We start from the raw sequence: 25,483 nt of genomic DNA on the forward strand, positions 1-25,483 counted from the left end.
CTCGTCAGGCTCATAACCTGAAGGCCGCAGGTTCAAATCCTGCCCCCGCAACCAAATCATAACAAAAAGCCCTCCAAACATGGAGGGCTTTTGACGTTTCTAGGGGTGGGGAAAATCAGCCGCTGTTTTCCCCACCCTTCCTCGCGTCCGTATACTTCCGGAAAACCCACACAGGAACCGGAAACATGGACGCATCCGAAAACCTAAACCTTCCCTATATCCTCCCCGCACAGGCCCAGAAGCATGTGACGCACAACGAGGCCATCAAGGCGATCGATGCGCTGCTTCATCTGGCGGTCGGCAGCCGAAATGTGACGAGCCCGCCGGGAAGTCCTGCGGCAGGGGATCGTTACATCGTGCCTGTCGGCGCGACGGGGGCCTGGACGGGGCGGGCGAGGGATGTCGCGGCTTGGCAGGATGGGGTCTGGACCTTCTATACGCCGCGCGACGGCTGGCTTGCCTATGCGACGGACGAAAACCGCATGCTGACCTTCGAGGAGGGCGAATGGGGGCTTGCCACCGTCAGTGTCGCGATTCCGGTCGAAGTCGGTATCAACACGACGGCGGATGCGACGAACCGGTTGGCGGTCGCCTCGCCCGCTTCGCTCTTCACCAATGAGGGTGCCGGGCATCAGGTCAAGATCAACAAGGCCAATGCGGGCGACACGGCGTCGCTGCTGTTCCAGACGGGCTGGTCCGGCCGGGCCGAGATGGGGCTTGCCGGCAGCGATGCGTTCCGCGTCAAGGTGAGTGCGGATGGTTCGACCTTCAACGATGCGATGGTGGTCGACCAGGCGACGGGCAGGGTGTCCTTTCCAGCCGGCGCCGTCGGCCTGCGGCCGCAGTTGACCGGCAATCTTACCTATTATGTCGCGACGACCGGAAGCGACAGCAACAACGGCCTGTCCGCGGGAACGCCCTTTTCGACGCTCCAGAAGGCGATCGACGAGGCGCATAGGCTCGACTGCGCTAGCTACGACGTGACGATCGAACTTGCCAACGGCACCTATGCCGGCGCGTCCGTCGTGCGGCCGCTGATCGGCGGCGGCACGCTCTTCATCAAGGGCAACGAGACGACGCCGGCGTCTGTCGTGCTGTCCTCGGGGCTCAGCTTCCGCAACGGGGCGCAGGTCCGTGTCAGCGGCCTTCGCATCGCCATCGGCACGGATCTCATCCATGCGCTGTCGGTCAGCAATGGCGTCACACTCCGCCTCGGCAAGATGGAGTTCGGCGTGGTCGGCGCCAATGCCGACCACATCTTCGCCGACAGTCCCTGCCAGATCGTGCTGGAGGACAATTACACCATCAATGGCGGCGCGCGGCGGCATATGAACATTGCTATGGGCTATCTCACGGGCGTGAACCGCACCTTCACGCTGACGGGCACGCCCGCCTTCACGCAGTTCATCGCCACGAGCAGCTGCGGCACCGTGGCGCTCTCCAATCCGACGATCGTCGGCACGGCCACCGGCAGCCGCTACATCGCCGAAACGAACGGCGTCATCAACACCTTCGGCAAGGCGGCGACCTTCCTGCCGGGCTCGACGGCCGGCACGATCCCGACCGGCGGCATCTACGCGTAAAAGCATAGTATACGTTGCTTTTCGGTGGCCTCTTGCAAGGAGGCCGCCGGACTGGCTATGAACATGGGCATGTCTCTCGAATCCGTCCGCAGTTTCTTTTCCGAAAACGCTCCCGATGTCGCGGTGCTCGTCACCGAGCAGAGTTCGGCGACGGTGACGCTGGCCGCCGAAGCCCATGGGGTGGCGCCGGAACAGATCGCCAAGACGATCTGCCTGCGCATCGGCGAGGAGATCGTGCTGCTCGTCGCCGCCGGCACGGCACGGCTCAGCAATCGGAAATTCAAAGATCGTTTTGCCGCCAAGCCGCGCATGCTCGATGCGGAACAGGTGCTGGCGATCACGTCCCATCCCGTCGGCGGTGTCTGCCCGTTCGGCCTGCCCGCTCCCGTGCCGGTCTATTGCGACGTGTCACTCCGGCCGTTCGACGAGGTGGTTCCGGCCGCGGGGGCGACGAATGCGGCGGTGCGCATCGCACCAGAGCGCATGGCGGCGCTGGTCAAGGGCGAGTGGGTCGACGTCTGCGAGTGACGCAGACGCCTACCGATCCGGCAAATCGCGCCGCCGCTCGGGCGAATCCGTGCCCCGCATCAGGCGAATCGTGAAAGAGTTTCGCTCAAATTCGGGGAAATGCCCGGCTGGCGCAACTGCGCTCAAACAAGCAATATGACGAAACTGTGATCAACCGCGGCCGGCTTCCGGCGGACAGCGGCGCGCGGGCGCGGGAAATCCGCGGGGGCGGCGGTTCGCAGCGCGAAGCGTCGGTCAGGGCCGGGTGGCTGGAGGAGCTTTGACCCGGAAGTTTCGCACGGCGCGCCTCAGGCAGCGCCAGGGGGAGAAAACATGTTTGAACGGCTTTTCAAGCTGAGTGAGCACGGCACGTCCGTGCGCACAGAGGTGATCGCGGGTCTCACGACCTTCCTCACCATGTCCTATATCATCTTCGTCAACCCGGACATCCTGTCGACGACGGGCATGGACCGGGACGCGGTCTTCGTCGCGACCTGTCTTGCAGCGGCTCTCGGCTCGCTGGTCATGGCGCTCGTCGCTAACTGGCCGATCGGCATGGCGCCCGGCATGGGCCTCAACGCCTTCTTCGCCTTCACCGTCGTGGCGGCGCTGGGCTTCACCTGGCAGCAGGCGCTGGGCGCGGTGTTCATCTCCGGCATCATCTTCGTCATCCTGACGGTGACCGGCGTGCGCAGCTGGCTGATCGCCGGCATCCCGCATTCGCTGCGCAGCGCGATTGCCGCCGGTATCGGCCTCTTCCTTGGCATCATCGCCTTGAAGAATGCCGGCATCGTCGTCGACAATCCGGCGACGCTCGTCGGCCTCGGCAGCCTGAAGGAAACCGGCCCACTTCTGGCGATCCTCGGCTTCTTCGTCATCGCGGTGCTCGATGCGCTGCGCGTCAAGGGCGCGATCCTCATCGGCATTCTCGCCGTCACGGTGCTCTCCTGGATTTTCGGGGTCAGCGAGTTCCGCGGCGTCGTCTCGGCCCCGCCGTCGATCATGCCGACCTTCCTGCAGCTCGACATCATGGGCGCGCTGCATGGCGGCCTCATCCATGTCATCCTGGTCTTCGTGCTCGTCGAAGTCTTTGACGCGACCGGCACGCTGATCGGCGTCGCCAAGCGCGCCAACCTCATCCAGGAAAACAAGCCGAGCCGCCTCGGCCGCGCGCTTCTCGCCGACAGCACGGCGATCGTCGCCGGCTCCCTGATCGGCACCAGCAGCACGACGGCTTACGTGGAAAGCGCGTCCGGCGTGCAGGCCGGCGGCCGCACGGGCCTCACCGCCTTCACCGTCGCCATCCTGTTCCTTGCCGCCCTCTTCATCTCGCCGCTCGCCGCCTCCGTGCCGACCTATGCGACGGCGCCGGCCTTGCTGTACGTGGCAGGCCTGATGATGCGCGAACTGACGGAAATCGAATGGGAAGACCTGACGGAGGCGGCACCCGCGGCACTCACCGCGCTCGCCATGCCCTTCACCTATTCGATCGCCAACGGCCTTGCCTTCGGCTTCATCAGCTATGTCGTGCTGAAGCTCTTCACCGGCAAGTGGAAGGATATCCACCCGGCGACGGCCATCGTCGCGGTCCTCTTCGTCATACGCTTCGCCTTCTTCGCGGAGTAATAAGGGGCCGATTGTTTGGTTGGACCATGTCACAAACTCCATCGTCATCCTCGGGCTTGACCCGAGGATCCACGCGGCACCCGCGGTTGTGGATGCTCGGGTCAAGCCCGAGCATGACGGAGGAGAGGTTCGTCGAAAGCATCAAAAGGGCCGCGTGGTGAGCGCGGCCCGTTTTCGTTTCAGGCCTTCGCGATGCCATCGAGCCAGGACTGCCATGTCGGCTCGGTCGCAGCGGCGGTCTCTGCGGCTTTCGGGCCGTAGAAGAAGCGGCAGACGCTGAGCCGGACCGCTTCGCCCATGCGATAGATGCCGAACAGGCCGACGCCCGGCACATCGCCGGCAATGTGCACCAGAACGTAGCGTTGCTCCTCGTCCTGCCGCACGCGAACGACTTCGCCGAAAAATGTTTCGCCGGCGTCGACGGTCCAGTTTTCGCCGGCATCGGCCGTTTCGTGACCGAGCCCGTCGAGCAGCTTGCGCCAGACCACGAGATCCTCGCCCTTCGCTTCGGCGCTGATCTGGAAGGAGGCGGCGGTGTCACCGGCATGATGGCGGAGATAGAGCCGCAGCACCTCGAAGAAACCGGGCCAGCCGGATTCGAAGCCCTCCATCTGGCTGTCCCAGTCATCGGTCGAAGAGAAGAGGGAATGCACCATGCGGATCAGGCACTGGTCGCCGGAGCGCGCGACGATGCTGATCTCGGTGGCGACCGGCGGTGCGTTTTCGGCCCAGCCCACCTCCACATAGCCGAAACGGTGCGGCGGCTCCCATTGGGTGACCGTGCCGCCGGAGGTGATCCCCGGCATGAAATGGAAGGTGATCTGGCCGCCGATCTTCCCCTCGATCTCGGCCTTGGTGAACCAGGCCGTGTTGCCGGGTCCGGTCGCGATTGCCTGCCAGACCTGGTCGGGCGTGCCGGGCACCAGAAATTCCATCTCCACCCAGCGCTTGCCGGTGGCGTCAAAGTTCGTCGGCATGAGTCTTCCTTTCGGTTTCCGGAGGTGCGGGATAGGCGGCGACCACCAGCCTGTGCGGCCGGCCGCCCGGGGTCGTGTCGTCGTGATAGCGGGCGGCGAGCACGGCTACCGCTTCGGTGAGATCGGTGGTAAAGGCGGCGCGCGCGGTGGGCGAGGCGAAGCGGATCGTCGTGTCGATCGAGAGCGTGGCGAGCCGTTTGTCCGAAGCCCGCGCACCGCGCCAGAGCGCGCCGACCTCGCGCACGATGCGGGCGGCGAGCGCTATGAGGTAGCTCGCGGAGAGCCGGTCGCCATTGAGGGCGGGATCGGCGCCGACCGGGCCGAGTGCTGCGGGCGAGACGACATAGGAGCGCGCCGTTGCCACCATCAGCCGCTCGGTGATGCCGCCCCAGTGGCGCGCCTCGGTCTGCTCCACCAGCTTGCCTTCTTCCAGCGCCTTGAGGTGGTAATTGACCTTCTGGCGCGTCAGGCCGACGCGGCCGGCAAGCGCGGCTGCGGAGGAGGGAACCGAAAGTTCGGCGAGAAGCCGCGCCTTGATCGGGTCGAGGGCGAGTGCGGCGGCCGCAGGGGTATCGAGGATGTCTAGATCGAGCATGCCGCAGGATTTCATTGACAAGAAAATTTGTCAAGGAGGGCGAGAAAGTGCCGGCCCGTGGAGGCGGGCCGGCGGATCCGCTACCCGGTGGATGGATCAGCGGATCAGGAAGGATTCGTCGTAGAAGTGCTCTTCGAGGTTCACACCCTCGCCGCCGCGGTCGACCACGGCGAAATCGGAGACGGTTTCAAGCGGCGTCAGGATGCCGTGCCAGACATTGCGGCCGATATTGACGCCCTGGCCGGGCGCGGTGCGAAACGCGACCGGTTCGGCCGGTCCGTTCTCCGTCTCCTCGGCAACGACGACGAGGAAGGGGCTTTCGCCGAGCGGAATGAAGGCCTGGCTGCCGAGCGGATGGCGCTCGACCATCTTCAGCTCCAGCGGCAGCGGATAGGGCTCGCCGCGCAAGAGGCTGATCATCGGCCGGGCTTTTTCGCCTGTCGTCTCGATATGGGCGAGGTCGTGGAAGCGGGTGCATTTGCCCGCATTGATCGGGAAATTCGGCGCCCCGTCCTGCTCGATGACCTGGCCGAAGGGCGCGAAGGCCTCCCGGGTCAACGGTCTGATCTCGATGGTCTTCATGTCTTTCCTCCCTCGGCCGGATGGCCAAAAACACGCAGGCGGCTGACGCCGCCGTCCGGATGGATGTTGAGGCGGACATGCGTCACCGCACCCGCCCGCTTCACGATATGGCCGTCGAACGTGTGGATACGGTCGGCGGCCAGTTTCTGCTCGGGCAGGATTTCCTGCCAGAACATCGACGCGGCTTTGACAAGGGTGGGGAGGTCCCCCGTCGAGCCCGTCAGGTCGGCGGCCTGCATGGAACAGGCATCCGGATAATTGCCCTTGAAATGGGCGGTATCGACGACGATGCTCTCCACCGTCGCCCGCGTGGCGAGCTTCACCACGATCCATTCGTGGCCGGGCTCGCGGCGCCGGCTGGTCTCCCAGCCGTCACCCATATTGACGCCGCGGCCGGGCGCGAGCAAGCGCTGATGGCCGTAGTGCCCGTTCGAAAGCGCGATGACCTGTCCGCCGGCAAGGGCCGCGGCAAGGTCGATCGGCCCTTCGGCAGGGGCGAGCGTCGGGATACCATAGACCCGCAACCGCGCCACCCCACCATCGGGATAAATGCGAAGCCGCACATGGCTGTAGAGCCCGTCTGCGGCGCAATCGAAGAAATGCTGGGCGCTCGGCCCGAGCGGGCTCGGTCCAAGCAATTCCACCCAGGCCGTCCGGTCATCGGGGCCTTCCGGCGCATGGCAGGCCTCGATGGCGCAGGCCGTCGGAAAATTGCCGGTGAAAAAAGCGGTGTCGACGTCAAAGCCGCGGATACGGCCGGGCGTGGCGAGCGCGATGACCGCGTGGTCATGGCCCGGCCCGCGCCGCCGCCGCGTTTCCCAGCCGTCCATCCACTTGCCGTTCTCATCATAGAGGCCGGGGTGGAAGACAGCCGGTTCATCGGCCAGCATGCGCGACAGCGGCCCGAAGAATTCATCCGTCGCGAAGATGCCCCTTGCCCCGAGGCTGGCCGCGGCAAGGTTGATCGTTCCACGGGTGAACGCAGGCAGGGCGCCGGTCGACATGATCTCTCTCAGGCCGGCAGCAGGGCTTTGAGCCGCAGCAGCCCGATCCGCTCCACCTGCTTGCAGGCAGTAGCGAATTCGACGTCGCGGTCATTGCCGATGCGTGTCTGGAAGGCGGCGAGGATGCTGGCCTTGGTGTTGTCCCTGACCGCGATGATGAAGGGGAAGCCGAATTTCCGGACATACTCCGTGTTGAGCTCGGTGAAGCGCGCCCGCTCCTCGTCCGTCAGCGCGTCGAGGCCGGCCGACGCCTGCTCTTCGGTCGAGCTCGCCGTCAGGCGCTTGGCCTCGGCCAGCTTGCCGGCGAGGTCCGGGTGGGCGACGAGCACGCCGAGCCGTTCGGCATCGCTTGCCGCGCGGAACTGGAAGGTGAGCGCTGCGGCAAGGCCGACCGCAGTATCGTTAGCCGGCGAAAGTTCGCCGACCCAGGCACGGCGCGCGACCCAGGACGAATGCTCGAAAATATCGCCGAAGCGTTTGACGAAAGCCTCTTCCGGCATCTGCGAGGGGCGCTCGGCCTGCTTCTGCGGCGGATGGGTCTTCGCCCAGTGCTCGGCAATGTCGATGCGGCGCGCGATCCAGACCTTGTCGTGGCTCTGCACGTAGTCGATGAAGCGGGCGAGCGCCATGACGCGGCCCGGCCGGCCGATCAGCCGGCAATGCAGGCCGATACTCATCATCTTCGGGCTGCCGGCCTTGCCTTCGGCATAGAGCGCATCGAAGGAATCCTTCAGGTAGCTGAAGAACTGGTCGCCGCTGTTGAAACCCTGCGGCGTCGCGAAACGCATGTCGTTGGCGTCGAGCGTATAAGGGATGATGAGCTGCTGGCGGCCGCCATGCTCGTACCAATAGGGCAGGTCGTCCGCATAGGTATCGGAGACATAGTCGAAGCCGCCTTCTTCCGCCACCAGATCGACGGTGTTCACCGAACAGCGGCCGGTATACCAGCCGCGCGGCCGCTCGCCGGTGACGAGCGTGTGCAGGCGGACCGCCTCGGCGATCGCCGCGCGCTCTTCTTCGGCCGGCATGTCCTTGTGCTCGACCCATTTCAGGCCGTGCGAGGCGATTTCCCAGCCGGCCTCCAGCATGGCGGCGACCTGGGCCGGCGAACGCTGCAAGGCGGTCGCCACGCCATAGACCGTAACCGGCACGGCCTTTTCCGTCAGCAGCCGGTGCAGCCGCCAGAAGCCGGCGCGTGCGCCATATTCGTAAATCGATTCCATGTTCCAGTGGCGCTGGCCCGGCCATTGGGCGGCGCCGACGATTTCCGAGAGGAAGGCCTCGGATGCGGCATCGCCATGCAGCACGCAGTTCTCGCCGCCCTCTTCATAGTTCAGCACGAACAGCACGGCGACGCGCGCCTCGCCCGGCCACTCGGCCACCGGCGGTGTCTGTCCGTATCCGTGCATGTCACGGCAATATCGCATGGGAACGCTCCTCCAAACCCTGTCCATGGCAAATTTCTAACCCGAAATCGCGCGGGCCATTCCCCCGGAAATTTTGAAAGTCTCGAACGATCCCGCCGCTTTTCAGGGGGTAGGGGCTGACGGATAGTGGAGAGAGGAGCACTGTGTACGCGGAGGAAGATCATGCAGTCACATTCGCAGCCGGCCGGCCGGCTCACGACCCACGTCCTGGATACCGCCCGCGGCAAACCGGCGGAGGGGCTGCGCATCGAACTCTTCCGGGTCGAGGGCGATGCCTTCCATCTGCTGAAGACGACCGAGACGAACGATGACGGCCGCTGCGACGCGCCGCTGCTTGCCGGCGAGACCATGAAGGCCGGCACCTACGAGCTGCGCTTCCACGCCGGCGATTATCTCGGCCGCGCGGGCGACGGCCCGATGTTCCTCGACATCATCCCCATCCGCTTCGGCCTTGCCGACGAGGGCGCGCATTATCACGTGCCGCTGCTCGTCTCGCCCTTTAGCTACTCCACCTACCGCGGGAGCTGAACCATGCCTGTCGAGATCCGCTCCGAGCTGCGCTTCATCCTCAACGGCCGTGACGTGGCGCTGCGCGATGTGGCGCCGGACCACACGCTGCTCGACTGGCTGCGCCTTTCCCGCCTGCTCAAGGGCACCAAGGAAGGCTGCGCGGAGGGCGACTGCGGCGCCTGCACGGTGCTGGTCGGACGCCTCACGCCTTCGGGCGGCCTCGTCTATGAAGGCGTCAATGCCTGCATCCGTTTCCTCGGATCGCTGGACGGCTGCCATGTGGTGACCGTCGAGCATGTTGCTGCAAGCGACGGCCATCTGCATCCCGTGCAGCAGGCGATGGTCGATTACCACGGCTCGCAATGCGGCTTCTGCACGCCGGGCTTCGTCATGTCGCTCTATGCGCTGTGGATGCAGTCGCCGAACCCGAGCGACCAGCAGATCGAAACGGCGCTCCAGGGCAATCTCTGTCGCTGCACCGGCTACGAGCCGATCCTGCGCGCCGCGCGCGCCATTTCGAGCTACGGCAACACAGACAAGGACCCGCTGCTCACCGAGCGCGCAACCATGATCGCGCGCCTGAAAGCCTTGCGCGACGGCGCCCGCGTCGAGATCGGCGAGGGCAAGCACCGCTGGATCGTGCCGGCGAATCTCGACGATTTCGCCGCCGTGCTGGAGGCATCGCCGACCGCGACCGTGGTCGCCGGCTCCACCGATGTCGGCCTGTGGGTCACCAAGCACATGCGCGCCATCACGCCGGTCTTCATCGCCGGGCTCGATGAATTGAAGGCGATTTCCGTGCAGGACGGCGTCGTCTCCTTCGGCGCCGGCGTCACCTATTCCGAGGCGATCGCCACGCTGTCGCACCATATCCCGGCACTCGGGCCGCTCATCACCCGCATCGGCGGCCAGCAGGTGCGCAACATGGGCACGATCGGCGGCAACATCGCCAACGGCTCGCCGATCGGCGACACGCCGCCGGCACTGATCGCGCTGGATGCATCGCTCACCTTGCGCAAGGGTGCGGAGCGGCGCACCATCCGGCTCGAAGACTACTTCATCGCCTATGGCAAGCAGGACCGCCAGCCCGGCGAATTCGTCGAAGCCGTGCAGGTGCCCATTCCCGCGGCGACGGAAAAATTCGCCGTCTACAAGGTCACCAAGCGGCGCGACGAGGACATCACGGCAACGCTCGGCGCCTTCCGGCTGGTGCTGGCCGACGATGGCAGGGTGGCCGAAATCCGCATCGCCTATGGCGGCATGGCGGCGACGCCGAAGCGTGCCGCCGCGGTGGAGGCAGCCCTTCTGGGCCAGCCGTGGACGGAAGCGACGGTGGAAGCGGCGATGGAAAAATATGCCGAGGACTTTTCACCGCTGACCGATATGCGCGCCACCGCGGATTATCGCGCTCTGGTGGCCAAAAACCTTCTCCTGCGTTTCTATATGGAAACGACGTCCAGCGAGGCACCGGTGCAGGTGTCCAGATACGAGGCTGCGTGAGCCATGAACAAGCACACCCCTGACCTCAAGGCCGAAAAGATCGCCGGCGGCGTGCATTCCAGCGTGCGCCACGATTCGGCGCACAAACATGTCGCCGGCACCGCCGTCTATATCGACGACATCACCGAACCCGCCGGCACGCTGCATGCCGGCCTCGGCCTCTCGACCGTCGCGCATGGTATCCTGAAGTCCGTCGATCTTTCGGCCGTGCGCGCCGCGCCCGGCGTCATCGACGTGCTGACCCATGAGGACGTGCCCGGCGTTAACGACATCTCGCCCTCCTACATGAACGACGATCCGGTGCTGGCAAACGGCAAGGTCGAGTTCCACGGCCAGCCGATCTTCTGCGTGATCGCCGAGACGCGCGAGGAGGCCCGCCGCGCCGCGCGGCTCGCCAAGATCGAGTATGAGGAACTGCCGGCCGATATCGACATCTGGGACCTCGACGTCAAAACCCACCGGCAGGTCGTCACCCCGCTGACGCTGAAGCGCGGCGATGCCGCCGCCGCCCTCGAAAGCGCCCCGCGCCGCATCAAGGGCCGCATGCGGCTTGGCGGACAGGATCACTTTTATCTCGAAGGCCAGGTCTCGCTCGCCGTGCCGGGCGAGGACGACGAGGTGCTCGTCTATTGCTCGACCCAGGGGCCAAGCGAGACGCAGCACATGGTCGCGCACGCGCTCGGCGTGCCGAGCCATGCCGTGACGGTGGAAGTGCGCCGCATGGGCGGCGGTTTCGGCGGCAAGGAAACGCAGGCGAACCAGTGCGCGGCACTCGCGGCGATTGCCGCCAAGAAGCTGAACCGCGCCGTGAAAGTCCGGCTCGACCGCGACGAGGACATGGCCGCGACAGGCAAGCGGCACGATTTCGCCATCGACTATGATGTCGGCTTCGACGACGAAGGCCGCATCCTCGGCATCGACTACACCTTCGCTCTCCGGGCCGGTTTTTCGGCGGACCTGTCCGGCCCGGTGGGCGACCGCGCGCTGTTCCACTGCGACAATGCCTATTTCTTCCCGCATGTGCATGCCAAGTCCGCGCCGCTCTACACCAACACGGTCTCCAACACGGCGTTTCGCGGTTTCGGTGGCCCGCAGGGCATGGTGGGCGCCGAGCGCGTCATCGACGAGGTGGCTTTCGCCGTCGGCAAGGACCCGCTCGATATCCGCAAGCTGAATTTCTACGACGCGATGGGCGTGGAGGGCACGCGCAACGTCACGCCCTACCACCAGAAGGTGGAAGACTGCATCATCCAGCGCATCGTCGCCGAGTTGGAGGAAAGCGCCGACTATGCCGGCCGACGCAAGGCGATTGCGGAATTCAACGCGAAAAGCCGCATCGTCAAGCGCGGCCTGGCGCTGACGCCCGTCAAGTTCGGCATTTCCTTCACCAAGACGGAATCGAACCAGGCGGGCGCGCTGGTGCATGTCTATACGGACGGCTCGGTGCACATGAACCATGGCGGCACCGAGATGGGCCAGGGCCTGCATCTCAAGGTCGCGCAGGTCGTCGCGGAAGAGTTCCAGATCGATCTCGACCGCGTGAAGATCACCGCGACGACGACCGCCAAGGTGCCGAACACCTCCCCGACCGCCGCCTCCTCGGGCGCCGATTTGAACGGCATGGCGGCGCAGGATGCCGCCCGCCAGATCAAGGACCGGCTCATCGATTTCGCCGCGGAAACCCACCAGGTTCCGCGCGAGCAGGTGGTGTTCCTGCCCAACCGGGTGCGTATCGGCAATGCCGAGATCTCCTTTAACGATCTCGTCAAGAAGGCCTATATGGCGCGCGTCCAGCTCTCGGCGGCCGGCTTCTACAAGACACCGAAGATCCACTGGGATCGCTCCAAGGGCCGCGGCCACGCCTTCTACTATTACGCCTATGGCGCGGCCTGTTCCGAAGTGTCCGTCGATACGCTGACCGGCGAATATGTGGTCGAACGCACCGATATCCTGCACGATACCGGCCGTTCGCTGAACAGGATCATCGATATCGGCCAGATCGAGGGCGGCTTCATCCAGGGCATGGGATGGCTGACGACGGAGGAACTGTGGTGGGACGGCAAGGGGCGGCTGCGCACCCACGCGCCCTCCACCTACAAGATCCCGCTCGCCTCCGACCGCCCGAAAATCTTCAATGTGGCGCTCACCGACTGGTCGGAGGCCTATGAGCCGACGATCCACCGCTCCAAGGCCGTGGGCGAGCCGCCGCTGCCGCTCGGCCTTGCCGTGCTGCATGCGTTGTCGGACGCGGTGGCGAGTGTCGCGGACCACAAGATCTGCCCGCGCCTCGATGCACCGGCAACGCCGGAATGCGTGCTGATGGCGATCGAGCGGCTCAAGGCTCAGAAGAAGGGGTGACGTCATGCCCGCCCTGCGCGAAGACATCCGGGATTTTCTGCGCCGCGAACCGGTGTCGATCCTGGTCGAGGTGACGGGTGCCGCGGGCTCCACGCCGCGCGACACCGATGCCTGGATGCTGGTGTCGGACCGGGCGATCTTCGCGACGATCGGCGGCGGGCAGCTCGAATATATGGCGATCGACCAGGCGCGGCGTGCGCTCCGCTCCGGGCTTGCGGCCGAGCCGATGAACGTGCCGCTCGGCCCGGAGATCGGCCAGTGCTGCGGCGGCCGGGTCGGGCTTTCCTTCACCGCCATGAACCCGGCGCTCGCCAAGAACCTGATTTCTCGCAGCGACCGCGAAATGGCGGCGCGCCCGCATGTCTACGTCTTCGGCGCCGGCCATGTCGGCGATGCGCTTGCGATGGCGCTGTCGCTGGCGCCCTTGCGCGTGGTGCTGGTCGATACGCGGGAGGACGAGCTCATGGCATCCACCGTGCCGCGCATCGAGACCTGCCTGACGGCCATGCCGGAAGCGGTGGTGCGCGATGCGCCGGCCGGCAGCAGCTTCGTCATCCTCACCCACGATCACGCGCTCGATTTCCTCATCACCGCCGAGGCGCTGAAGCGCGCCGACGCCGCCTATGTCGGCATGATCGGCTCGAAGACGAAACGCACGACCTTCCGCAACTGGCTGTCGCGCGAATTCGGCCAGCCGGGCCTGTTCGAAAACCTAATCTGCCCGATCGGCGGCACCACGCTGAAGGACAAGCGCCCCGCCGTCATCGCCACGCTTGCCGCCGCCGAGATCATGACGGCGGCGCTGAGCTGGACCGATAGCCGGGTCAATAGATTGCGGGCCGTCAGCCGCTAGCGGTTTCGTCGGCAGGCGCGTCACCGAGCAGCTTGCCGATCAGCCGCTGACATCGCTCGGCCATGAAGTCGATCATCAGGCGGACCTTCGGGTCCTGAAACCGCTTGTGCGGGTAGATCGCGGCGAGCTGCACGGAGGCGGGCGGCGAGTCTTTCAGGATTTCGACCAGCCGGCCTTCCTTCAGGTGCGCCTTCACCTCGAACAGCGGCTTGTTGATGATGCCGCGGTCCTCCAGTGCCCATTGGGTCAAGACATCGCCGTCGTCGCTGTCATAGGGGCCGGCGACTTCGAATTTGCGCGGGCCCTCGGCGGTCACCAGCGTCCAGAAATATTCCTTCGAACCGGGATAGCGCAGCAGCAGACAGTCGTGTTTGTCGGCAATCAGCGCATCCGCGTTTGCCGGCAGGCCGCGCCGCGCGAGATAGGCCGGCGACGCACAGAGCACGCGCTCGCAATTGAGGATGCCGCGCATGCGCAGGTTCGAATCCTCCAGAACGCCGAGCTTGAAGGCGACATCGACGCCTTCGGCAAGGATATCGACATTGTGGTCCGACAGGCGCACCCGCACTTCGATATCCGGGTACTTGTCGTGGAATTCCGGAATGCCCGACGCGATCAGCCGCCGGCCGATGCCGAGCGGCGCGGTGATGCGGAGCGATCCCTTCGGATTGCGCGAGAGGTCGGCGATCGCCGCCTCCGCCTCGTTCACCGCCTCGATGATCTTGACGGCGCCGTCGTAGAAGACGCGGCCGTGTTCGGTCGGCGAGAGCTTTCGCGTCGTGCGGTTGAAGAGGCGCACGCCGAGATGGCGCTCCAGTTCCTTGATGCGATTGCTGGCGACCGCCGGGGTGACACGCTGGTCGCGCCCTGCCGCTGAAAGAGTACCGAGTTCGACCACGCGAACGAAGACGCGCACATTATCGAGATAGGACATGGATTCCTTCTACCACATTGGCGTGCAGAGCAAAGTGGGGGCCATCTTATAGATTTTTTTGAAAGTGTTGGGGATTCACCGGGATTTCCGAGAAAATCGCTTGATGGCAAACAAGCCCATGAAAAGTGGGTGGAGGTCCCTATGTACGAATATGCCATAGCCTGGGATTGGCTGATGTTTGCCGTGCGCTGGCTGCACGTGATCACGGCGATCGCCTGGATCGGCTCGTCGTTCTATTTCGTCGCGCTCGACCTGGGCCTGAAGAAGCACCCCGCGCTGCCGCCGGGCGCGCATGGCGAGGAGTGGCAGGTGCATGGCGGTGGTTTCTACCACATCCAGAAATACCTGGTGGCGCCGGCCTCGATGCCCGAGCACCTCGTCTGGTTCAAGTGGGAAAGCTACGTCACCTGGCTCTCCGGCTTCGGCATGCTCTGTCTCGTCTATTATGCGGGCGCCGACCTCTACCTGATCGACCCGAACGTGCTCGACGTCTCCAAGCCCGTGGCGATCGCCATTTCGCTGGCCTCGCTCGCCTTCGGCTGGATCATCTACGACCTCATCTGCAAGTCGCCCTTCGGCAACGACAATACGCGGCTGATGGTGGCGCTCTATTTCATCCTGGTCGCGGTGGCCTGGGGCTACACCCAGCTCTTCACTGGCCGCGCCGCCTTCCTGCATCTCGGTGCCTTCACGGCGACGATCATGTCGGCGAACGTGTTCTTCATCATCATGCCGAACCAGCGCGTCGTCGTCGCCGACCTCATCGCCGGCCGCACGCCCGATCCGAAATACGGCAAGATCGCCAAGCAGCGCTCCACGCACAACAACTACCTGACGCTGCCCGTGCTGTTCCTCATGCTGTCGAACCACTATCCGCTGGCCTTCGGCACGGAGTTCAACTGGATCATCGCCTCGCTGGTCTTCCTGATGGGCGTCACCATCCGCCACTATTTCAACACGACCCACGCCAACGCCGGCAACCCGACCTGGACCTGGCTTGCAACCGCGCTGCTCTTCGTCCTTATCATGTGGCTCTCCACGGTGCCGAAGGTGCTGACCGGCGAGACGGCGGATGCCAAGGTCTCGGCGGTGCAGCAGTCCTTCATCACGGCGGAAGCCTTCCCGAAGGTCCGCGACACCGTGCTCGGCCGCTGTTCCATGTGCCATGCCAAGGAACCCGGCTGGGAAGGCATCATCGCCCCGCCGAAGGGCGTGGTGCTGGAAACGGATGGCGAAATCGCCGCCCATGCCCGCGAGATCTATCTGCAGGCCGGCCGCAGCCACGCCATGCCGCCGGCAAACCTGACGCAGATTTCCGACGAGGAGCGCCGCCTCCTCGTCTCCTGGTACGAAAGCGCCGTGAGCGGGGAGAAAATCCAATGAGCGAACGTCTGATCCGGGGCCGCGTGCTCACCTTCGTCGCCGAGCCGCAGGGCATCGATGACACCGCCTCCTACCGCTATTTCGAGGACGGCGCCGTCTTCGTGCGGGGTGGCAAGGTGGTCGAGACCGGCAACTATGCCGATATCCGCAAGCTCGCCGGTGCCGAGGTCGAGGTCGCCGACCACCGCCCGAACCTCGTCCTGCCCGGCCTCATCGACACGCACCTGCATTTCCCGCAGACCCAGGCGATCGCCTCCTACGGCGCGCAGCTGCTCGAATGGCTGAACACCTATGTCTTCGTCGAGGAGCAGAAGTTTTCGCGTCCCGCCCATGCGGCGGCCGTCGCCGATCGTTTCATGGACGAGCTGCTCTCGAACGGCACGACGACCGCCGTCGCCTATTGCTCGGTGCATCCCGAAAGTGTCGACGCCTATTTCTCGGCGGCCGAAGCGCGCGGCATGCGCATGATCGGCGGCAAGGTGATGATGGACCGCAATGCGCCGGACGCGCTGCGCGACACGCCGCAGCAGGGCTATGACGAGACCAAGCGGCTGATCGAGAAGTGGCATGGCCGCGGCCGCGCGCATTATGCGATTAGCCCGCGCTTCGCCATCACGTCCACGCCGGAGCAGCTGGAGATGAGCCAGGCACTCGTCGCCGAACATCCCTCCTGCTACGTCCAGACGCACCTTTCGGAAAACCGCGACGAGATCGCCTTCGCCACCTCGCTCTATCCGGAAGCGAAGGACTATACGGATATCTACGCCCGCTACGGCCTGCTGAACGACCGCATGCTGCTCGGCCATTGCATCTACCTGAGCGACCGGGAGGTTTCGGTTCTGGCGGAGACCGGCGCCGTCGGCGTCTTCTGCCCGACGTCGAACCTCTTCCTCGGCTCGGGCCTGTTCGACCGCGATCGTTTCGACAGGCTCGGCGCGCGCTGGTCGGTCGCCACCGATGTCGGCGGCGGCACCAGCTTCTCCATGCTGGAAACCATGGACGAGGCCTACAAGGTGCTGCACCTGCAGGGCCAGCGGCTGACGCCGTTCAGCTCGTTCTACCGCATGACGCTCGGCAATGCCCGCGCGGTCGGGCTGGAAAACCACATCGGTTCGCTGCATTCCGGCGCGGATGCGGACATCGTCGTGCTCGATTCCAACGCCAAGTCGGCGATGGAATATCGCATGCGCACCGCGACCTCGCTGCTCGAAGAGCTGTTCATCCTCCAGACCATGGGCGACGACCGCTGCGTCGCCGAGGTCTATGTCGCCGGCAAGGCGATGAAGGGGAAGGGCAAGGCCGTCGAAAAGCGCGTTCTCGAAACGGCCTGATTATTTGACGGTGCAAACGCCGTTCGCGCCGCCGTGTCCGGTATAGGACACGTCGGGCGAGCCGTCCGGCCGGATGGTGAGCGAGATCGTCACGCCGCCACCCTTGGCCTCGTAATAGTTGTCGTTGAAGACGTGCAGCTTGGCTTCCTTGCCGTTGATGTAGATCGGCCCGCCTTCGTCGGCATGGACCTCGATCTTGCCGGGGCAGGTGGCGTTGACGAGCGGGATCTTTGCAAAGGCCGGGCTTGCGGCAAGCAGCGCGAAGGCGGTGGCAACGGCGGGGCGGACGATGCGCATCGGGAAATCCTCTCGTGATTTTCACCGGGCAAAACTGAGCCCTTCGCCGGCAAAGTCAAGCGCGCTTCGACCGCCCACCCATCGCCTTGGTTAACTCTTCCGCAGCCGCGCGCACGACCGGCCCGAAGGCGCCGACCTTCTCGTCCGGCAGGCGCACCGCCGGTCCCGAGACCGAGATCCCCGCAACGGCCTCGCCATATTCGTCGAAGATCGGTGCCGCCACGCAGCGCATGCCGAGCGTGTGCTCCTCGTCGTCGATCGACCAGCCGCGGATGCGGATCTTTGCGATATCCTCCAGAAGCATCGCCACGCTGTCACGGGTCTTGTCGGTAAAGTGCTGCAAGGTGCGGCCGGCGAGCAGCGCCTCGATGCGGGAATCCGGCCAGGTCGACAGGATCGCCTTGCCGATGCCGGACGCATGGATCGGCCCGCGCCGGCCGGGGCGGAAGAAGGCGCGCATGGGCGCATGACTTTCCACCTGCGAGATGAAGACCACGTCGCCGTCATCCTCGATGGCGATGTTGGCGGTCTCGCCGCAGCCCTCCATCAGCTGTTTCAGGAAGGGCCGGCTGATCGTGCCGAGCTTGCGGAAGCGCAGATACGCGGTGCCGATCTCGAAGGCCTTCACGCCGATCGTCCAGGCGCCGGTCTCGTTGTCGTGGGTGACCATGCCGTGCTGGGCAAGCGAGGTGAGCAGCCGGTGCACGGTGGAGGGTGCCATCGCCGACTGGTCGGCAAGCTCGGTCAGGCCGGCACCATCGGCCTGCGCGACCAGTTCCAGCAGTTTCAGGCTGCGGTCGAGCACCTGCACCGAAGAGGGCGCCGCATTCTCGCCCGCCTTGCGGCCCGGTTTGGCCCGCGTCTTTTCCTGATGGTCCGCCATGTCGTTTTCTCCTGTCCGCCGACGTCATGACATAGCTGGCCCGGATCGATTGTTCCAGTTTCGTTGAAAATGTTTATTTCCACATGATGGGATTGATTTCCATTTTATGATTGCGCGCCATCGGAAATGGGTTACCTTCCAACTCGAGAGACGGAGGAAATTCCCATGGCAAAAATGCGTGCTGTCGATGCAGCGGTCCTGGTTCTGGAAAAGGAAGGCATTGATTGTGCCTTCGGCGTCCCGGGCGCTGCGATCAATCCCTTCTATTCGGCGCTGAGGGCGCGCGGCACGGTCCGCCACGTTCTCGCCCGCCACGTCGAGGGCGCAAGCCACATGGCGGAAGGTTACACCCGTGCCCGCGCCGGCAATATCGGCCTGTGCATCGGCACCTCGGGTCCCGCCGGCACCGACATGATCACCGGCCTCTATTCGGCCTCGGCCGACTCGATCCCGATCCTCTGCATCACCGGCCAGGCGCCGCGCGCCCGCCTCGACAAGGAGGATTTCCAGGCCGTCGACATCGCGAAGATCGCGGCCCCCGTCACCAAATGGGCCGTCACCGTCATGGAGCCGGGCCTGGTTCCCTATGTCTTCCAGAAGGCGTTCCACACCATGCGCTCGGGCCGTCCCGGCCCGGTCCTGATCGACCTGCCGATCGACGTCCAGCTCGCCGAGATCGAATTCGACATCGACGCCTATGCGCCGCTCGAACCCTACAAGCCGGCCGCAACCCGCGCCCAGGCGGAAAAGGCGCTCGCCATGCTGAACGCATCCGAGCGGCCGCTGATCGTCGCCGGCGGCGGCATCATCAATGCGGATGCCTCCGATCTCCTGGTCGAATTCGCCGAGATCGTCGGCGTCCCGGTCATCCCGACGCTGATGGGCTGGGGCACGATCCCGGACGACCATCCGCTGATGGCCGGCATGTGCGGCCTGCAGACCTCGCACCGCTACGGCAATGCGACCATGCTCGCCTCCGACTTCGTTCTCGGCGTCGGCAACCGCTGGGCCAACCGCCACACCGGCAATATCCCGACCTATACGGAGGGTCGCACCTTCGTCCATGTCGACATCGAACCGACCCAGATCGGCCGCGTCTTCACGCCCGATTTCGGCATCGTGTCGGATGCCGGCGCCGCGCTTAAACTCTTCCTCGACGTTGCGACCGAGTGGAAGGTCGCCGGCAAGCTGCGCGACTGGTCCGGTTGGGCCGAGGAATGCCGCGAGCGCAAGCGCACCATGCTGCGCAAGACCCATTTCGACCAGACGCCGCTCAAGCCGCAGCGCGTCTACGAGGAAATGAACAAGGCCTTCGACCGCGACACCTGCTACGTCTCGACCATCGGCCTTTCGCAGATCGCCGGCGCGCAGTTCCTGCATGTCTACAAGCCGCGCAACTGGATCAATTGCGGCCAGGCCGGCCCGCTCGGCTGGACGCTGCCGGCAGCGCTCGGCGTGCGTGCCGCCGATCCGGACCGCCCGATCGTGGCGCTGTCCGGCGACTATGACTTCCAGTTCCTCATCGAGGAGCTTGCGGTCGGTGCCCAGCACAAGCTGCCCTACCTGCATGTGGTCGTGAACAATTCCTATCTCGGCCTCATCCGCCAGGCCCAGCGCGGCTTCAACATGGACTTCGAAGTCTCGCTCGCCTTCGACAACGTCAATGCATCGGACGATGCGGAGCCGGGCTACGGTGTCGACCATGTCGCGGTCGCCGAGGGTCTTGGCTGCAAGGCGATCCGGGTCCGCAGCCCGAACGAATTCCAGGAAGCCTTCAACACGGCACAGACGCTGATGAAGGAGCACCAGGTTCCCGTCGTCATCGAGTTCATCCTGGAGCGCATCACCAACATCGCCATGGGCGCCGACATCAATGCCGTCGTCGAGTTCGAGGAGCTTGCCGAACGCGGCGAAGATGCCCCGACGGCCACGATGGCACTGCTGGACTAAGGAGAAAAAAATGCCGAAATTTGCGGCCAATCTGACCATGCTCTTCAACGAGGCGCCGTTCCTCGAACGCTTCGCGCTGGCCGCGAAGGCCGGCTTCGAGGGTGTGGAATACCTCTTCCCCTATGATTTCGACAAGGAAGCGCTGCGCGCCGCCCTTGATCTCCATGGGTTGACGCAGGTGCTGCACAACCTGCCGGCCGGCAACTGGGCCGGCGGCGAGCGCGGCATAGCCATCCTGCCGGACCGCGTCGACGAGTTCCGCCGTGGCGTGGCGTCCGCCATCGACTATGCGACGGCGCTCGGCTGCAAGCAGGTCAACTGCCTGTCCGGCATCGCCCCGGTCGGCGCTTCCGACGAAGTGCTGCGCTCGACCTTCGTCGCCAACCTGAAGCTCGCGGCCGCCGAACTCGGCAAACACGGAATCCGGCTGTTGATCGAGCCGATCAACCGCTTCGACATTCCGGGATTCTACCTCAACACGCCCGATCAGGCGGCCTCGATCATCGCGGAAGTCGGTAGCGACAACCTGTTCATCCAGTACGACCTCTACCACCAGCAGCGCACCGAGGGCGAACTGATCGGCACCTTCAAGAAGCACCAGGCGAAAATCGCCCATGTGCAGCTTGCCGACAATCCGGGCCGAAATGAACCGGGCACCGGCGAGATCGCCTATCCCTTCGTGTTCAAGACGCTCGACGCGCTCGGCTACGACGGCTGGATCGGCTGCGAATACAAGCCGGCCGCCACCACGCAGGAAGGCCTCGGCTGGCTGGCCGAAGTCGGCCGCTGAGCCACCAAACATTTTCAAGACTGGGAGTTAGCATCATGGCAAATATCGGTTTCATCGGCCTCGGCATCATGGGCACGCCCATGGCGCGTCACCTTCAGGACGCCGGTCACACGATCATCACCTCGAAATTCGCGATCGCGCCGCGTCAGGAACTCCTCGACAACGGCCTGAAGATCGTCGACAGCCCGAAGGCGCTGGCCGAGACCGTCGACACGATCATCCTCATGCTGCCGGACACCCCGGAAGTGCAGGATGTGCTGTTCGGCGAAAACGGCGTCTCCTATGGGCTGTCCGCCGGCAAGCTCGTCATCGACATGAGCTCGATCTCGCCGATCGAAACCAAGGAATTCGCCAAGAAGATCCGCGCGACCGGCGCCGAATATGTCGACGGTCCGGTTTCCGGCGGCGAAGTGGGCGCCAAGAACGCCACGCTCTCCATCATGGCCGGCGGCTCGCAGGAAAGTTTCGACCGGGCGCTGCCGCTGTTCCAGCTGATGGGCAAGAACATCACGCTCGTCGGCGATTGCGGTGACGGCCAGGTGACCAAGGTCGCCAACCAGATCATCGTGGCGCTGACCATCGAGGCCGTTGCCGAAGCGCTCGTCTTCGCCTCGAAGGCCGGTGCCGATCCGGCCCGCGTGCGTGCCGCGCTGATGGGCGGCTTCGCCTCCTCGCGCATTCTCGAAGTGCATGGCGAGCGCATGGTCAAGCGTACATTCGATCCGGGCTTCCGCATCTCGCTGCACCAGAAGGACCTGAACCTGGCCCTCCAGGGCGCCAAGGCGCTGGGCGTTTCGCTGCCCAACACCGCCTCAACGCAGGAACTCTTCAACCAGTGCGCCGCCCACGGCGATGCCGGCCTCGATCACTCAGGTCTCGTCACGGCGCTGGAGCGCATGGCGAACCACGCCGTCGCATGACGGCCTGACCGGGCGGGGAGGGGAGCCCCGCCCGGTCACCCATCCTGGAGGAGGAAATACGAGCCCCTCATCCCGCCGCATCATCTTCATTCGGGAGGTGACGCAGGCTTGCGGATGAGGGGCTTCGTGTTCATAAGACCAGCATTCCGCAGACTTGGAGGAACCCCATGCCTGATATCGCCGATCCGCGCGCCTTTCTCGAAACGCTCTTTCACGCCGCGGTCGCCGCCGCCGATCCGGAAAAGGTGCTGGCCGCCAACCTGCCGGAAAAACCGAAGGGCCGCACGGTGGTGATCGGCGCCGGCAAGGGTGCCGCGCAGATGGCCCGCGCCTTCGAGCGCCTGTGGGATGCGCCGCTGACCGGCGTGATCGTCACGCGCTATGGCTATGCCGTTCCCTGCGAGCGCATCGAAGTGCTCGAAGCCGCCCATCCGGTGCCGGATGACAGCGGCCTGCTCGCCTCCGGCCGGCTGATGGCCGCCGTGCGCGGCCTCACCGAAGACGATCTCGTCGTGGCGCTGATCTGCGGCGGCGGCTCCGCCCTGCTGCCCGCACCCGCCGGCGACCTGACGCTCGCGGACGAAATCGCCGTCAACCGCGCCCTGCTCGCCTCCGGCGCGCCGATCAGCGCCATGAATGCCGTGCGCAAGCAGGTCTCGCGCATCAAGGGCGGCCGTCTTGCCGCCCTCGCCCATCCAGCCCGCGTCGTCTCCCTCGTCGTCTCCGATATTCCCGGCGACAACCCCGCCCTCGTCGCCTCCGGCCCGACCATCGCCGACGCCACCACCCGCGCCGACGCGCTGCGCTTCATCGAACGCTACCGCCTCGACCTGCCCGAAGCCGTGATGCGCCATATCCGCGACGGCCAGGACGAGCCGCCGCTACCGTCCGATGCCTGCTTCGCCCGCAACGAGGTGAAGCTCGTCGCCTCGGCCGCCGTCTCGCTGGAGGCCGCCGCGGACGTTGCGCGCAAGGCCGGCGTCGAGGCCGTCATCCTCTCCGATGCCATCGAGGGCGAGGCCGCCGAAGTCGGTCGCGTGCATGCCGCGATCGCCGCCGAAGTGGTGCGCCGCGACCGGCCGTTCCAGAAACCCGTCGTCGTGCTCTCCGGCGGTGAAACGACCGTGACCATCAAGGGCAAGGGCAAGGGCGGCCGCAACGGCGAGTTCCTGCTGTCCTTCGCCTGCGCCACCGACGGCCTCGACGGCCTTTCCGCGCTCGCCGCCGATACGGACGGCATCGACGGTTCGGAAGACAATGCCGGCGCCTTCGCCGACGGCACCACCGTCGCGCGCCTCGCCGGCAAGGGCAAGGACGCCGCCGACTATCTCGGCCGCAACGACAGCTGGACCGCCTTCGACGCGCTCGGCGACCTCTTCGTGCCCGGCCCGACCGGCACCAACGTCAACGATTTCCGCGCCATCCTCATCCAGTAAATGAAAACAGCCCCGGCAAGCCGGGGCTGTTCTGTTTCGTCGCCCTCCTCCCCACCAACGTCATCCTCGGCCTTGAGCCGAGGATCCATGCAGCGGAGAGGCGGTGGATGCTCGGGTCAAGCCCGAGCATGACACAGGAGAGGTTGGCGCTCTCTGGCCGGTGCCGGATCAGGCGGCCGGCTGCTTGGTCTTGCGCAGATACGGCAGCACCGTGTCGAAGGCGCCGAAGCGGGTGATGGCGTCCTCGTTGGAAACGGCGGCGGTGATGATGACGTCCTCGCCCTGCTGCCAGTTGGCGGGCGTTGCCACCTGGTGCTTGCTGGTGAGCTGGATCGAATCGATCGCGCGCAGGATTTCCGCGAAATTGCGGCCGGTCGTCATCGGGTAGGTGAGGATCAGCTTGATCTTCTTGTCCGGGCCGATGACGAAGACCGAGCGCACCGTGGCATTGTCGGCGGGCGTGCGGCCTTCGGACGTCTCACCGGCGGCGGCCGGCAGCATGTCGTAGAGTTTTGCGACCGCGAGGTCCTTGTCGCCGATCAGCGGATATTCCACGTCGAAGCCGGTGGCGGTGCGGATGTCGTTCTTCCACTTGCCGTGGCTTTCGACCGGATCGACCGAGATGCCGATGATCTTGACGCCGCGCTTGCGGAATTCGCCTTCAAGGCCGGCCATGGCGCCGAGCTCGGTGGTGCAGACCGGGGTAAAATTCTTGGGGTGCGAGAAGAGCACGGCCCAGCCGTCGCCGATCCACTCATGGAAGCCGATCGTGCCGGCGGTGGTTTCGGCGGTGAAGTCCGGAGCGATGTCGTTGATGCGCAGGCTCATGGGTCTCGTCCTCTCTGTCGTGCGGGATCGCAGGCAAACGGCCCGCGAGAATATATCCCGGCGGGTGTAGAACGAAAATTCCGCCTTGCCTATAGCGGCAAGCCGTCGCTGCCGGAGAGGCCGGGAGCGCATCTTTGCGTCTATCCCGCCCCTCGCAACACGGCATTCGGCGTTGCTTCGCCGCCGCGCCAAACCGTTCTCCGGAAAGGGCGCGAAATGGAAGGGGATTTTATTTTGGCGGGCGGGGTGAATCTGGCCTCAATCGCCGATTTCGGCCCGCCCGCTGGTGAGATCCACGATCAGTCGGCCGGTCTCCTCCGCCTTGTCCGCCGGCACGCGGAAGGAGAGGCGCGCGCCCGTATCGTGATAGGCCTCGTCGTCCATCACCAGCCCCGGCAGCGCGGCAAGCCGCGCCTTCACCAGGGCGAGATCGGAAAAGCCGAGCGAGACGGAGAGCGCGACCCGCTGGACATATTCGGTCTTGGCGGCGGCGCGCAGGCAGAGGGCTGCCGTGCCGCCATAGGCGCGGATCAGCCCGCCGCTGCCCAGAAGAATGCCGCCGAACCAGCGCGTAACGACGACGAGCGTGCGATCGAGCGCCTGCCCGTCGATTGCCTGCAGGATCGGCTTTCCCGCCGTCCCGCTCGGCTCGCCGTCATCGCTGAAGCGGTAGGCCTGGCCGATCCGCCAGGCCCAGCAATTGTGGGTGGCCACCGTGTCGGAAACCTCCGCCAGCCGGGCCTTCGCCTCCGCCTCGCTCTCGACCGGACAGGCGATCGCGCGGAACCGGCTCTTGCGGATGTCCTGCTCGAAAGTCTCGGTCTGGTCCAGCGTGTACAAGGGGTCGATCCGGTGGCGTGGATATGCCTCGTACCCCCACGGGCGCCGTGCAATCAAGGGTCGAATAGAGCACCAATTTTATGGACTATTGACAGATGCCACGATTTTGCCATGATGTTGACCGGATCGTAACAGCAACGGAAGCGATGGCATGATGTATCTCGGTGGCGTGACGCTCGGTTACTTCAACCTCTATCCGGTCGGCTTCCAGCCGAAGACCGAAGAAGCCCGCGAGGTCGAAGAGACGGTTGATTCCGGCGAGCAGGACAGGCTTCCGCTCGAAGGCAGCCGGCTTTCCTATTCCCGCCGCCCGGTGCAGTGGCCGTTGCACGTTTTCTTCTGAAGCACGGGCCGACTACAGAAAATCAT

At 65.2% G+C, this 25,483-nt stretch carries 24 protein-coding genes; 14 read left to right on the forward strand and 10 right to left on the reverse strand.

Going from position 1 to position 25,483, the window contains the following annotated elements; genetic code table 11:
* Positions 1-185: 185 nt before the first annotated feature.
* From GB927_RS32695 to GB927_RS32705, 3 genes are all read left to right on the forward strand, one after another.
* Positions 186-1,583 (forward strand): DUF2793 domain-containing protein, encoded by a 1,398-nt coding sequence (locus GB927_RS32695; RefSeq protein ID WP_256121333.1) that lies wholly within the window; start codon positions 186-188, stop codon positions 1,581-1,583.
* A gap of 69 nt (positions 1,584-1,652) precedes the next feature.
* Positions 1,653-2,111 (forward strand): YbaK/EbsC family protein, encoded by a 459-nt coding sequence (locus tag GB927_RS32700; protein ID WP_256121334.1) that lies wholly within the window; start codon positions 1,653-1,655, stop codon positions 2,109-2,111.
* A 312-nt stretch (positions 2,112-2,423) separates the two neighbouring features.
* Positions 2,424-3,716: an NCS2 family permease gene (locus tag GB927_RS32705; protein WP_256121335.1), complete on the forward strand. Its 1,293-nt coding sequence runs from the start codon at positions 2,424-2,426 to the stop codon at positions 3,714-3,716.
* A 179-nt stretch (positions 3,717-3,895) separates the two neighbouring features.
* On the opposite strand, the gene GB927_RS32710 is transcribed toward GB927_RS32705, so the two are convergent.
* The 5 genes from GB927_RS32710 to puuE form a co-directional block, all read right to left on the reverse strand.
* Positions 3,896-4,693 carry an SRPBCC family protein gene (locus GB927_RS32710; RefSeq protein WP_256121336.1) on the reverse strand — a complete coding sequence of 266 codons (798 nt, stop codon included), beginning with the start codon at positions 4,691-4,693 and terminating at the stop codon, positions 3,896-3,898.
* Positions 4,677-5,288, reverse strand: coding sequence for a winged helix-turn-helix domain-containing protein (locus GB927_RS32715; protein ID WP_256121337.1), 612 nt, complete (start codon positions 5,286-5,288; stop codon positions 4,677-4,679). The genes GB927_RS32710 and GB927_RS32715 overlap by 17 nt, the downstream gene beginning before the upstream one ends.
* Positions 5,289-5,384: 96 nt before the next feature.
* On the reverse strand, positions 5,385-5,870 hold the full coding sequence (locus GB927_RS32720) for an ureidoglycolate lyase (RefSeq protein ID WP_256121338.1): 486 nt from the start codon (positions 5,868-5,870) through the stop codon (positions 5,385-5,387).
* On the reverse strand, positions 5,867-6,874 hold the full coding sequence (gene alc / locus GB927_RS32725; protein ID WP_256121339.1) for an allantoicase: 1,008 nt from the start codon (positions 6,872-6,874) through the stop codon (positions 5,867-5,869). The genes GB927_RS32720 and alc overlap by 4 nt, the downstream gene beginning before the upstream one ends.
* Before the next feature lie 8 nt (positions 6,875-6,882).
* Positions 6,883-8,301: an allantoinase PuuE gene (gene puuE, locus GB927_RS32730; protein ID WP_256121340.1), complete on the reverse strand. Its 1,419-nt coding sequence runs from the start codon at positions 8,299-8,301 to the stop codon at positions 6,883-6,885.
* Positions 8,302-8,463: 162 nt separating this feature from the next.
* Here puuE and uraH point away from each other — a divergent pair, with 162 nt between their 5' ends.
* Genes uraH through xdhC form a run of 4 tightly spaced genes read left to right on the forward strand, consistent with a single transcriptional unit; the run spans position 8,464 to position 13,522 of the window.
* A complete protein-coding gene (uraH, locus tag GB927_RS32735) occupies positions 8,464-8,829 on the forward strand; it encodes a hydroxyisourate hydrolase (protein ID WP_256121341.1) in 366 nt (121 codons plus the stop codon).
* A gap of 3 nt (positions 8,830-8,832) precedes the next feature.
* Entirely contained in the window at positions 8,833-10,311 is a 1,479-nt protein-coding gene (gene xdhA / locus GB927_RS32740; protein WP_256121342.1) for a xanthine dehydrogenase small subunit, read from the forward strand.
* 3 nt (positions 10,312-10,314) lie between these two features.
* Entirely contained in the window at positions 10,315-12,669 is a 2,355-nt protein-coding gene (xdhB, locus tag GB927_RS32745; RefSeq protein ID WP_256121343.1) for a xanthine dehydrogenase molybdopterin binding subunit, read from the forward strand.
* A gap of 4 nt (positions 12,670-12,673) precedes the next feature.
* A complete protein-coding gene (gene xdhC, locus GB927_RS32750; RefSeq protein WP_256121344.1) occupies positions 12,674-13,522 on the forward strand; it encodes a xanthine dehydrogenase accessory protein XdhC in 849 nt (282 codons plus the stop codon).
* On the opposite strand, the gene GB927_RS32755 is transcribed toward xdhC, so the two are convergent.
* A complete protein-coding gene (locus tag GB927_RS32755; RefSeq protein ID WP_256121345.1) occupies positions 13,512-14,456 on the reverse strand; it encodes a LysR family transcriptional regulator in 945 nt (314 codons plus the stop codon). The two genes, xdhC and GB927_RS32755, sit on opposite strands and share 11 nt — an antisense overlap.
* Before the next feature lie 141 nt (positions 14,457-14,597).
* Here GB927_RS32755 and GB927_RS32760 point away from each other — a divergent pair, with 141 nt between their 5' ends.
* Together GB927_RS32760 and guaD are read left to right on the forward strand one after the other, a co-directional pair.
* Complete coding sequence (locus GB927_RS32760) at positions 14,598-15,839, forward strand: urate hydroxylase PuuD (RefSeq protein WP_256121346.1); 1,242 nt, start codon at positions 14,598-14,600, stop codon at positions 15,837-15,839.
* On the forward strand, positions 15,836-17,170 hold the full coding sequence (guaD, locus tag GB927_RS32765; protein WP_256121347.1) for a guanine deaminase: 1,335 nt from the start codon (positions 15,836-15,838) through the stop codon (positions 17,168-17,170). Before GB927_RS32760 ends, guaD begins: the two co-directional genes overlap by 4 nt.
* On the opposite strand, the gene GB927_RS32770 is transcribed toward guaD, so the two are convergent.
* Together GB927_RS32770 and bhcR are read right to left on the reverse strand one after the other, a co-directional pair.
* Positions 17,171-17,467, reverse strand: coding sequence for a hypothetical protein (locus tag GB927_RS32770; protein WP_256121348.1), 297 nt, complete (start codon positions 17,465-17,467; stop codon positions 17,171-17,173).
* A gap of 55 nt (positions 17,468-17,522) precedes the next feature.
* Positions 17,523-18,350: an HTH-type transcriptional regulator BhcR gene (gene bhcR, locus GB927_RS32775; RefSeq protein ID WP_256121349.1), complete on the reverse strand. Its 828-nt coding sequence runs from the start codon at positions 18,348-18,350 to the stop codon at positions 17,523-17,525.
* Positions 18,351-18,515: 165 nt separating this feature from the next.
* Between bhcR and gcl the strand changes: the two genes are divergently transcribed.
* The 4 genes from gcl (at position 18,516) to GB927_RS32795 (ending at position 23,446) form a co-directional block, all read left to right on the forward strand.
* On the forward strand, positions 18,516-20,300 hold the full coding sequence (gene gcl, locus GB927_RS32780) for a glyoxylate carboligase (protein ID WP_256121350.1): 1,785 nt from the start codon (positions 18,516-18,518) through the stop codon (positions 20,298-20,300).
* A gap of 10 nt (positions 20,301-20,310) precedes the next feature.
* Complete coding sequence (gene hyi / locus GB927_RS32785; protein ID WP_256121351.1) at positions 20,311-21,090, forward strand: hydroxypyruvate isomerase; 780 nt, start codon at positions 20,311-20,313, stop codon at positions 21,088-21,090.
* Between the two features lie 35 nt (positions 21,091-21,125).
* Positions 21,126-22,010 carry a 2-hydroxy-3-oxopropionate reductase gene (locus tag GB927_RS32790; protein ID WP_256121352.1) on the forward strand — a complete coding sequence of 295 codons (885 nt, stop codon included), beginning with the start codon at positions 21,126-21,128 and terminating at the stop codon, positions 22,008-22,010.
* A gap of 167 nt (positions 22,011-22,177) precedes the next feature.
* Positions 22,178-23,446, forward strand: a complete 1,269-nt coding sequence (locus GB927_RS32795; protein ID WP_256121353.1) for a glycerate kinase type-2 family protein — start codon at positions 22,178-22,180, stop codon at positions 23,444-23,446.
* 168 nt (positions 23,447-23,614) lie between these two features.
* Here GB927_RS32795 and GB927_RS32800 read toward each other — a convergent pair whose 3' ends face one another.
* Positions 23,615-24,274, reverse strand: a complete 660-nt coding sequence (locus tag GB927_RS32800) for a peroxiredoxin (protein WP_256121354.1) — start codon at positions 24,272-24,274, stop codon at positions 23,615-23,617.
* 258 nt (positions 24,275-24,532) lie between these two features.
* Positions 24,533-25,114 (reverse strand): IMPACT family protein, encoded by a 582-nt coding sequence (locus GB927_RS32805; RefSeq protein ID WP_256121355.1) that lies wholly within the window; start codon positions 25,112-25,114, stop codon positions 24,533-24,535.
* A gap of 151 nt (positions 25,115-25,265) precedes the next feature.
* Between GB927_RS32805 and GB927_RS32810 the strand changes: the two genes are divergently transcribed.
* Positions 25,266-25,457: a hypothetical protein gene (locus GB927_RS32810; protein WP_256121356.1), complete on the forward strand. Its 192-nt coding sequence runs from the start codon at positions 25,266-25,268 to the stop codon at positions 25,455-25,457.
* The last annotated feature ends 26 nt before the right edge of the window (positions 25,458-25,483 follow it).

Source organism: Shinella lacus, assembly GCF_010994755.1.
GTDB classification, from domain to species: domain Bacteria; phylum Pseudomonadota; class Alphaproteobacteria; order Rhizobiales; family Rhizobiaceae; genus Shinella; species Shinella lacus.

Bases quoted from the DNA above. Each gene is read 5' to 3' on its own strand.
- GB927_RS32695 (WP_256121333.1), top strand. From the start codon at position 186: ATGGACGCATCCGAAAACCTAAACCTTCCCTATATCCTCCCCGCACAG.
- GB927_RS32700 (WP_256121334.1), top strand. From the start codon at position 1,653: ATGTCTCTCGAATCCGTCCGCAGTTTCTTTTCCGAAAACGCTCCCGAT.
- GB927_RS32705 (WP_256121335.1), top strand. From the start codon at position 2,424: ATGTTTGAACGGCTTTTCAAGCTGAGTGAGCACGGCACGTCCGTGCGC.
- GB927_RS32710 (WP_256121336.1), bottom strand. From the start codon at position 4,693: ATGCCGACGAACTTTGACGCCACCGGCAAGCGCTGGGTGGAGATGGAA.
- GB927_RS32715 (WP_256121337.1), bottom strand. From the start codon at position 5,288: ATGCTCGATCTAGACATCCTCGATACCCCTGCGGCCGCCGCACTCGCC.
- GB927_RS32720 (WP_256121338.1), bottom strand. From the start codon at position 5,870: ATGAAGACCATCGAGATCAGACCGTTGACCCGGGAGGCCTTCGCGCCC.
- alc (WP_256121339.1), bottom strand. From the start codon at position 6,874: ATGTCGACCGGCGCCCTGCCTGCGTTCACCCGTGGAACGATCAACCTT.
- puuE (WP_256121340.1), bottom strand. From the start codon at position 8,301: ATGCGATATTGCCGTGACATGCACGGATACGGACAGACACCGCCGGTG.
- uraH (WP_256121341.1), top strand. From the start codon at position 8,464: ATGCAGTCACATTCGCAGCCGGCCGGCCGGCTCACGACCCACGTCCTG.
- xdhA (WP_256121342.1), top strand. From the start codon at position 8,833: ATGCCTGTCGAGATCCGCTCCGAGCTGCGCTTCATCCTCAACGGCCGT.
- xdhB (WP_256121343.1), top strand. From the start codon at position 10,315: ATGAACAAGCACACCCCTGACCTCAAGGCCGAAAAGATCGCCGGCGGC.
- xdhC (WP_256121344.1), top strand. From the start codon at position 12,674: ATGCCCGCCCTGCGCGAAGACATCCGGGATTTTCTGCGCCGCGAACCG.
- GB927_RS32755 (WP_256121345.1), bottom strand. From the start codon at position 14,456: ATGTCCTATCTCGATAATGTGCGCGTCTTCGTTCGCGTGGTCGAACTC.
- GB927_RS32760 (WP_256121346.1), top strand. From the start codon at position 14,598: ATGTACGAATATGCCATAGCCTGGGATTGGCTGATGTTTGCCGTGCGC.
- guaD (WP_256121347.1), top strand. From the start codon at position 15,836: ATGAGCGAACGTCTGATCCGGGGCCGCGTGCTCACCTTCGTCGCCGAG.
- GB927_RS32770 (WP_256121348.1), bottom strand. From the start codon at position 17,467: ATGCGCATCGTCCGCCCCGCCGTTGCCACCGCCTTCGCGCTGCTTGCC.
- bhcR (WP_256121349.1), bottom strand. From the start codon at position 18,350: ATGGCGGACCATCAGGAAAAGACGCGGGCCAAACCGGGCCGCAAGGCG.
- gcl (WP_256121350.1), top strand. From the start codon at position 18,516: ATGGCAAAAATGCGTGCTGTCGATGCAGCGGTCCTGGTTCTGGAAAAG.
- hyi (WP_256121351.1), top strand. From the start codon at position 20,311: ATGCCGAAATTTGCGGCCAATCTGACCATGCTCTTCAACGAGGCGCCG.
- GB927_RS32790 (WP_256121352.1), top strand. From the start codon at position 21,126: ATGGCAAATATCGGTTTCATCGGCCTCGGCATCATGGGCACGCCCATG.
- GB927_RS32795 (WP_256121353.1), top strand. From the start codon at position 22,178: ATGCCTGATATCGCCGATCCGCGCGCCTTTCTCGAAACGCTCTTTCAC.
- GB927_RS32800 (WP_256121354.1), bottom strand. From the start codon at position 24,274: ATGAGCCTGCGCATCAACGACATCGCTCCGGACTTCACCGCCGAAACC.
- GB927_RS32810 (WP_256121356.1), top strand. From the start codon at position 25,266: ATGATGTATCTCGGTGGCGTGACGCTCGGTTACTTCAACCTCTATCCG.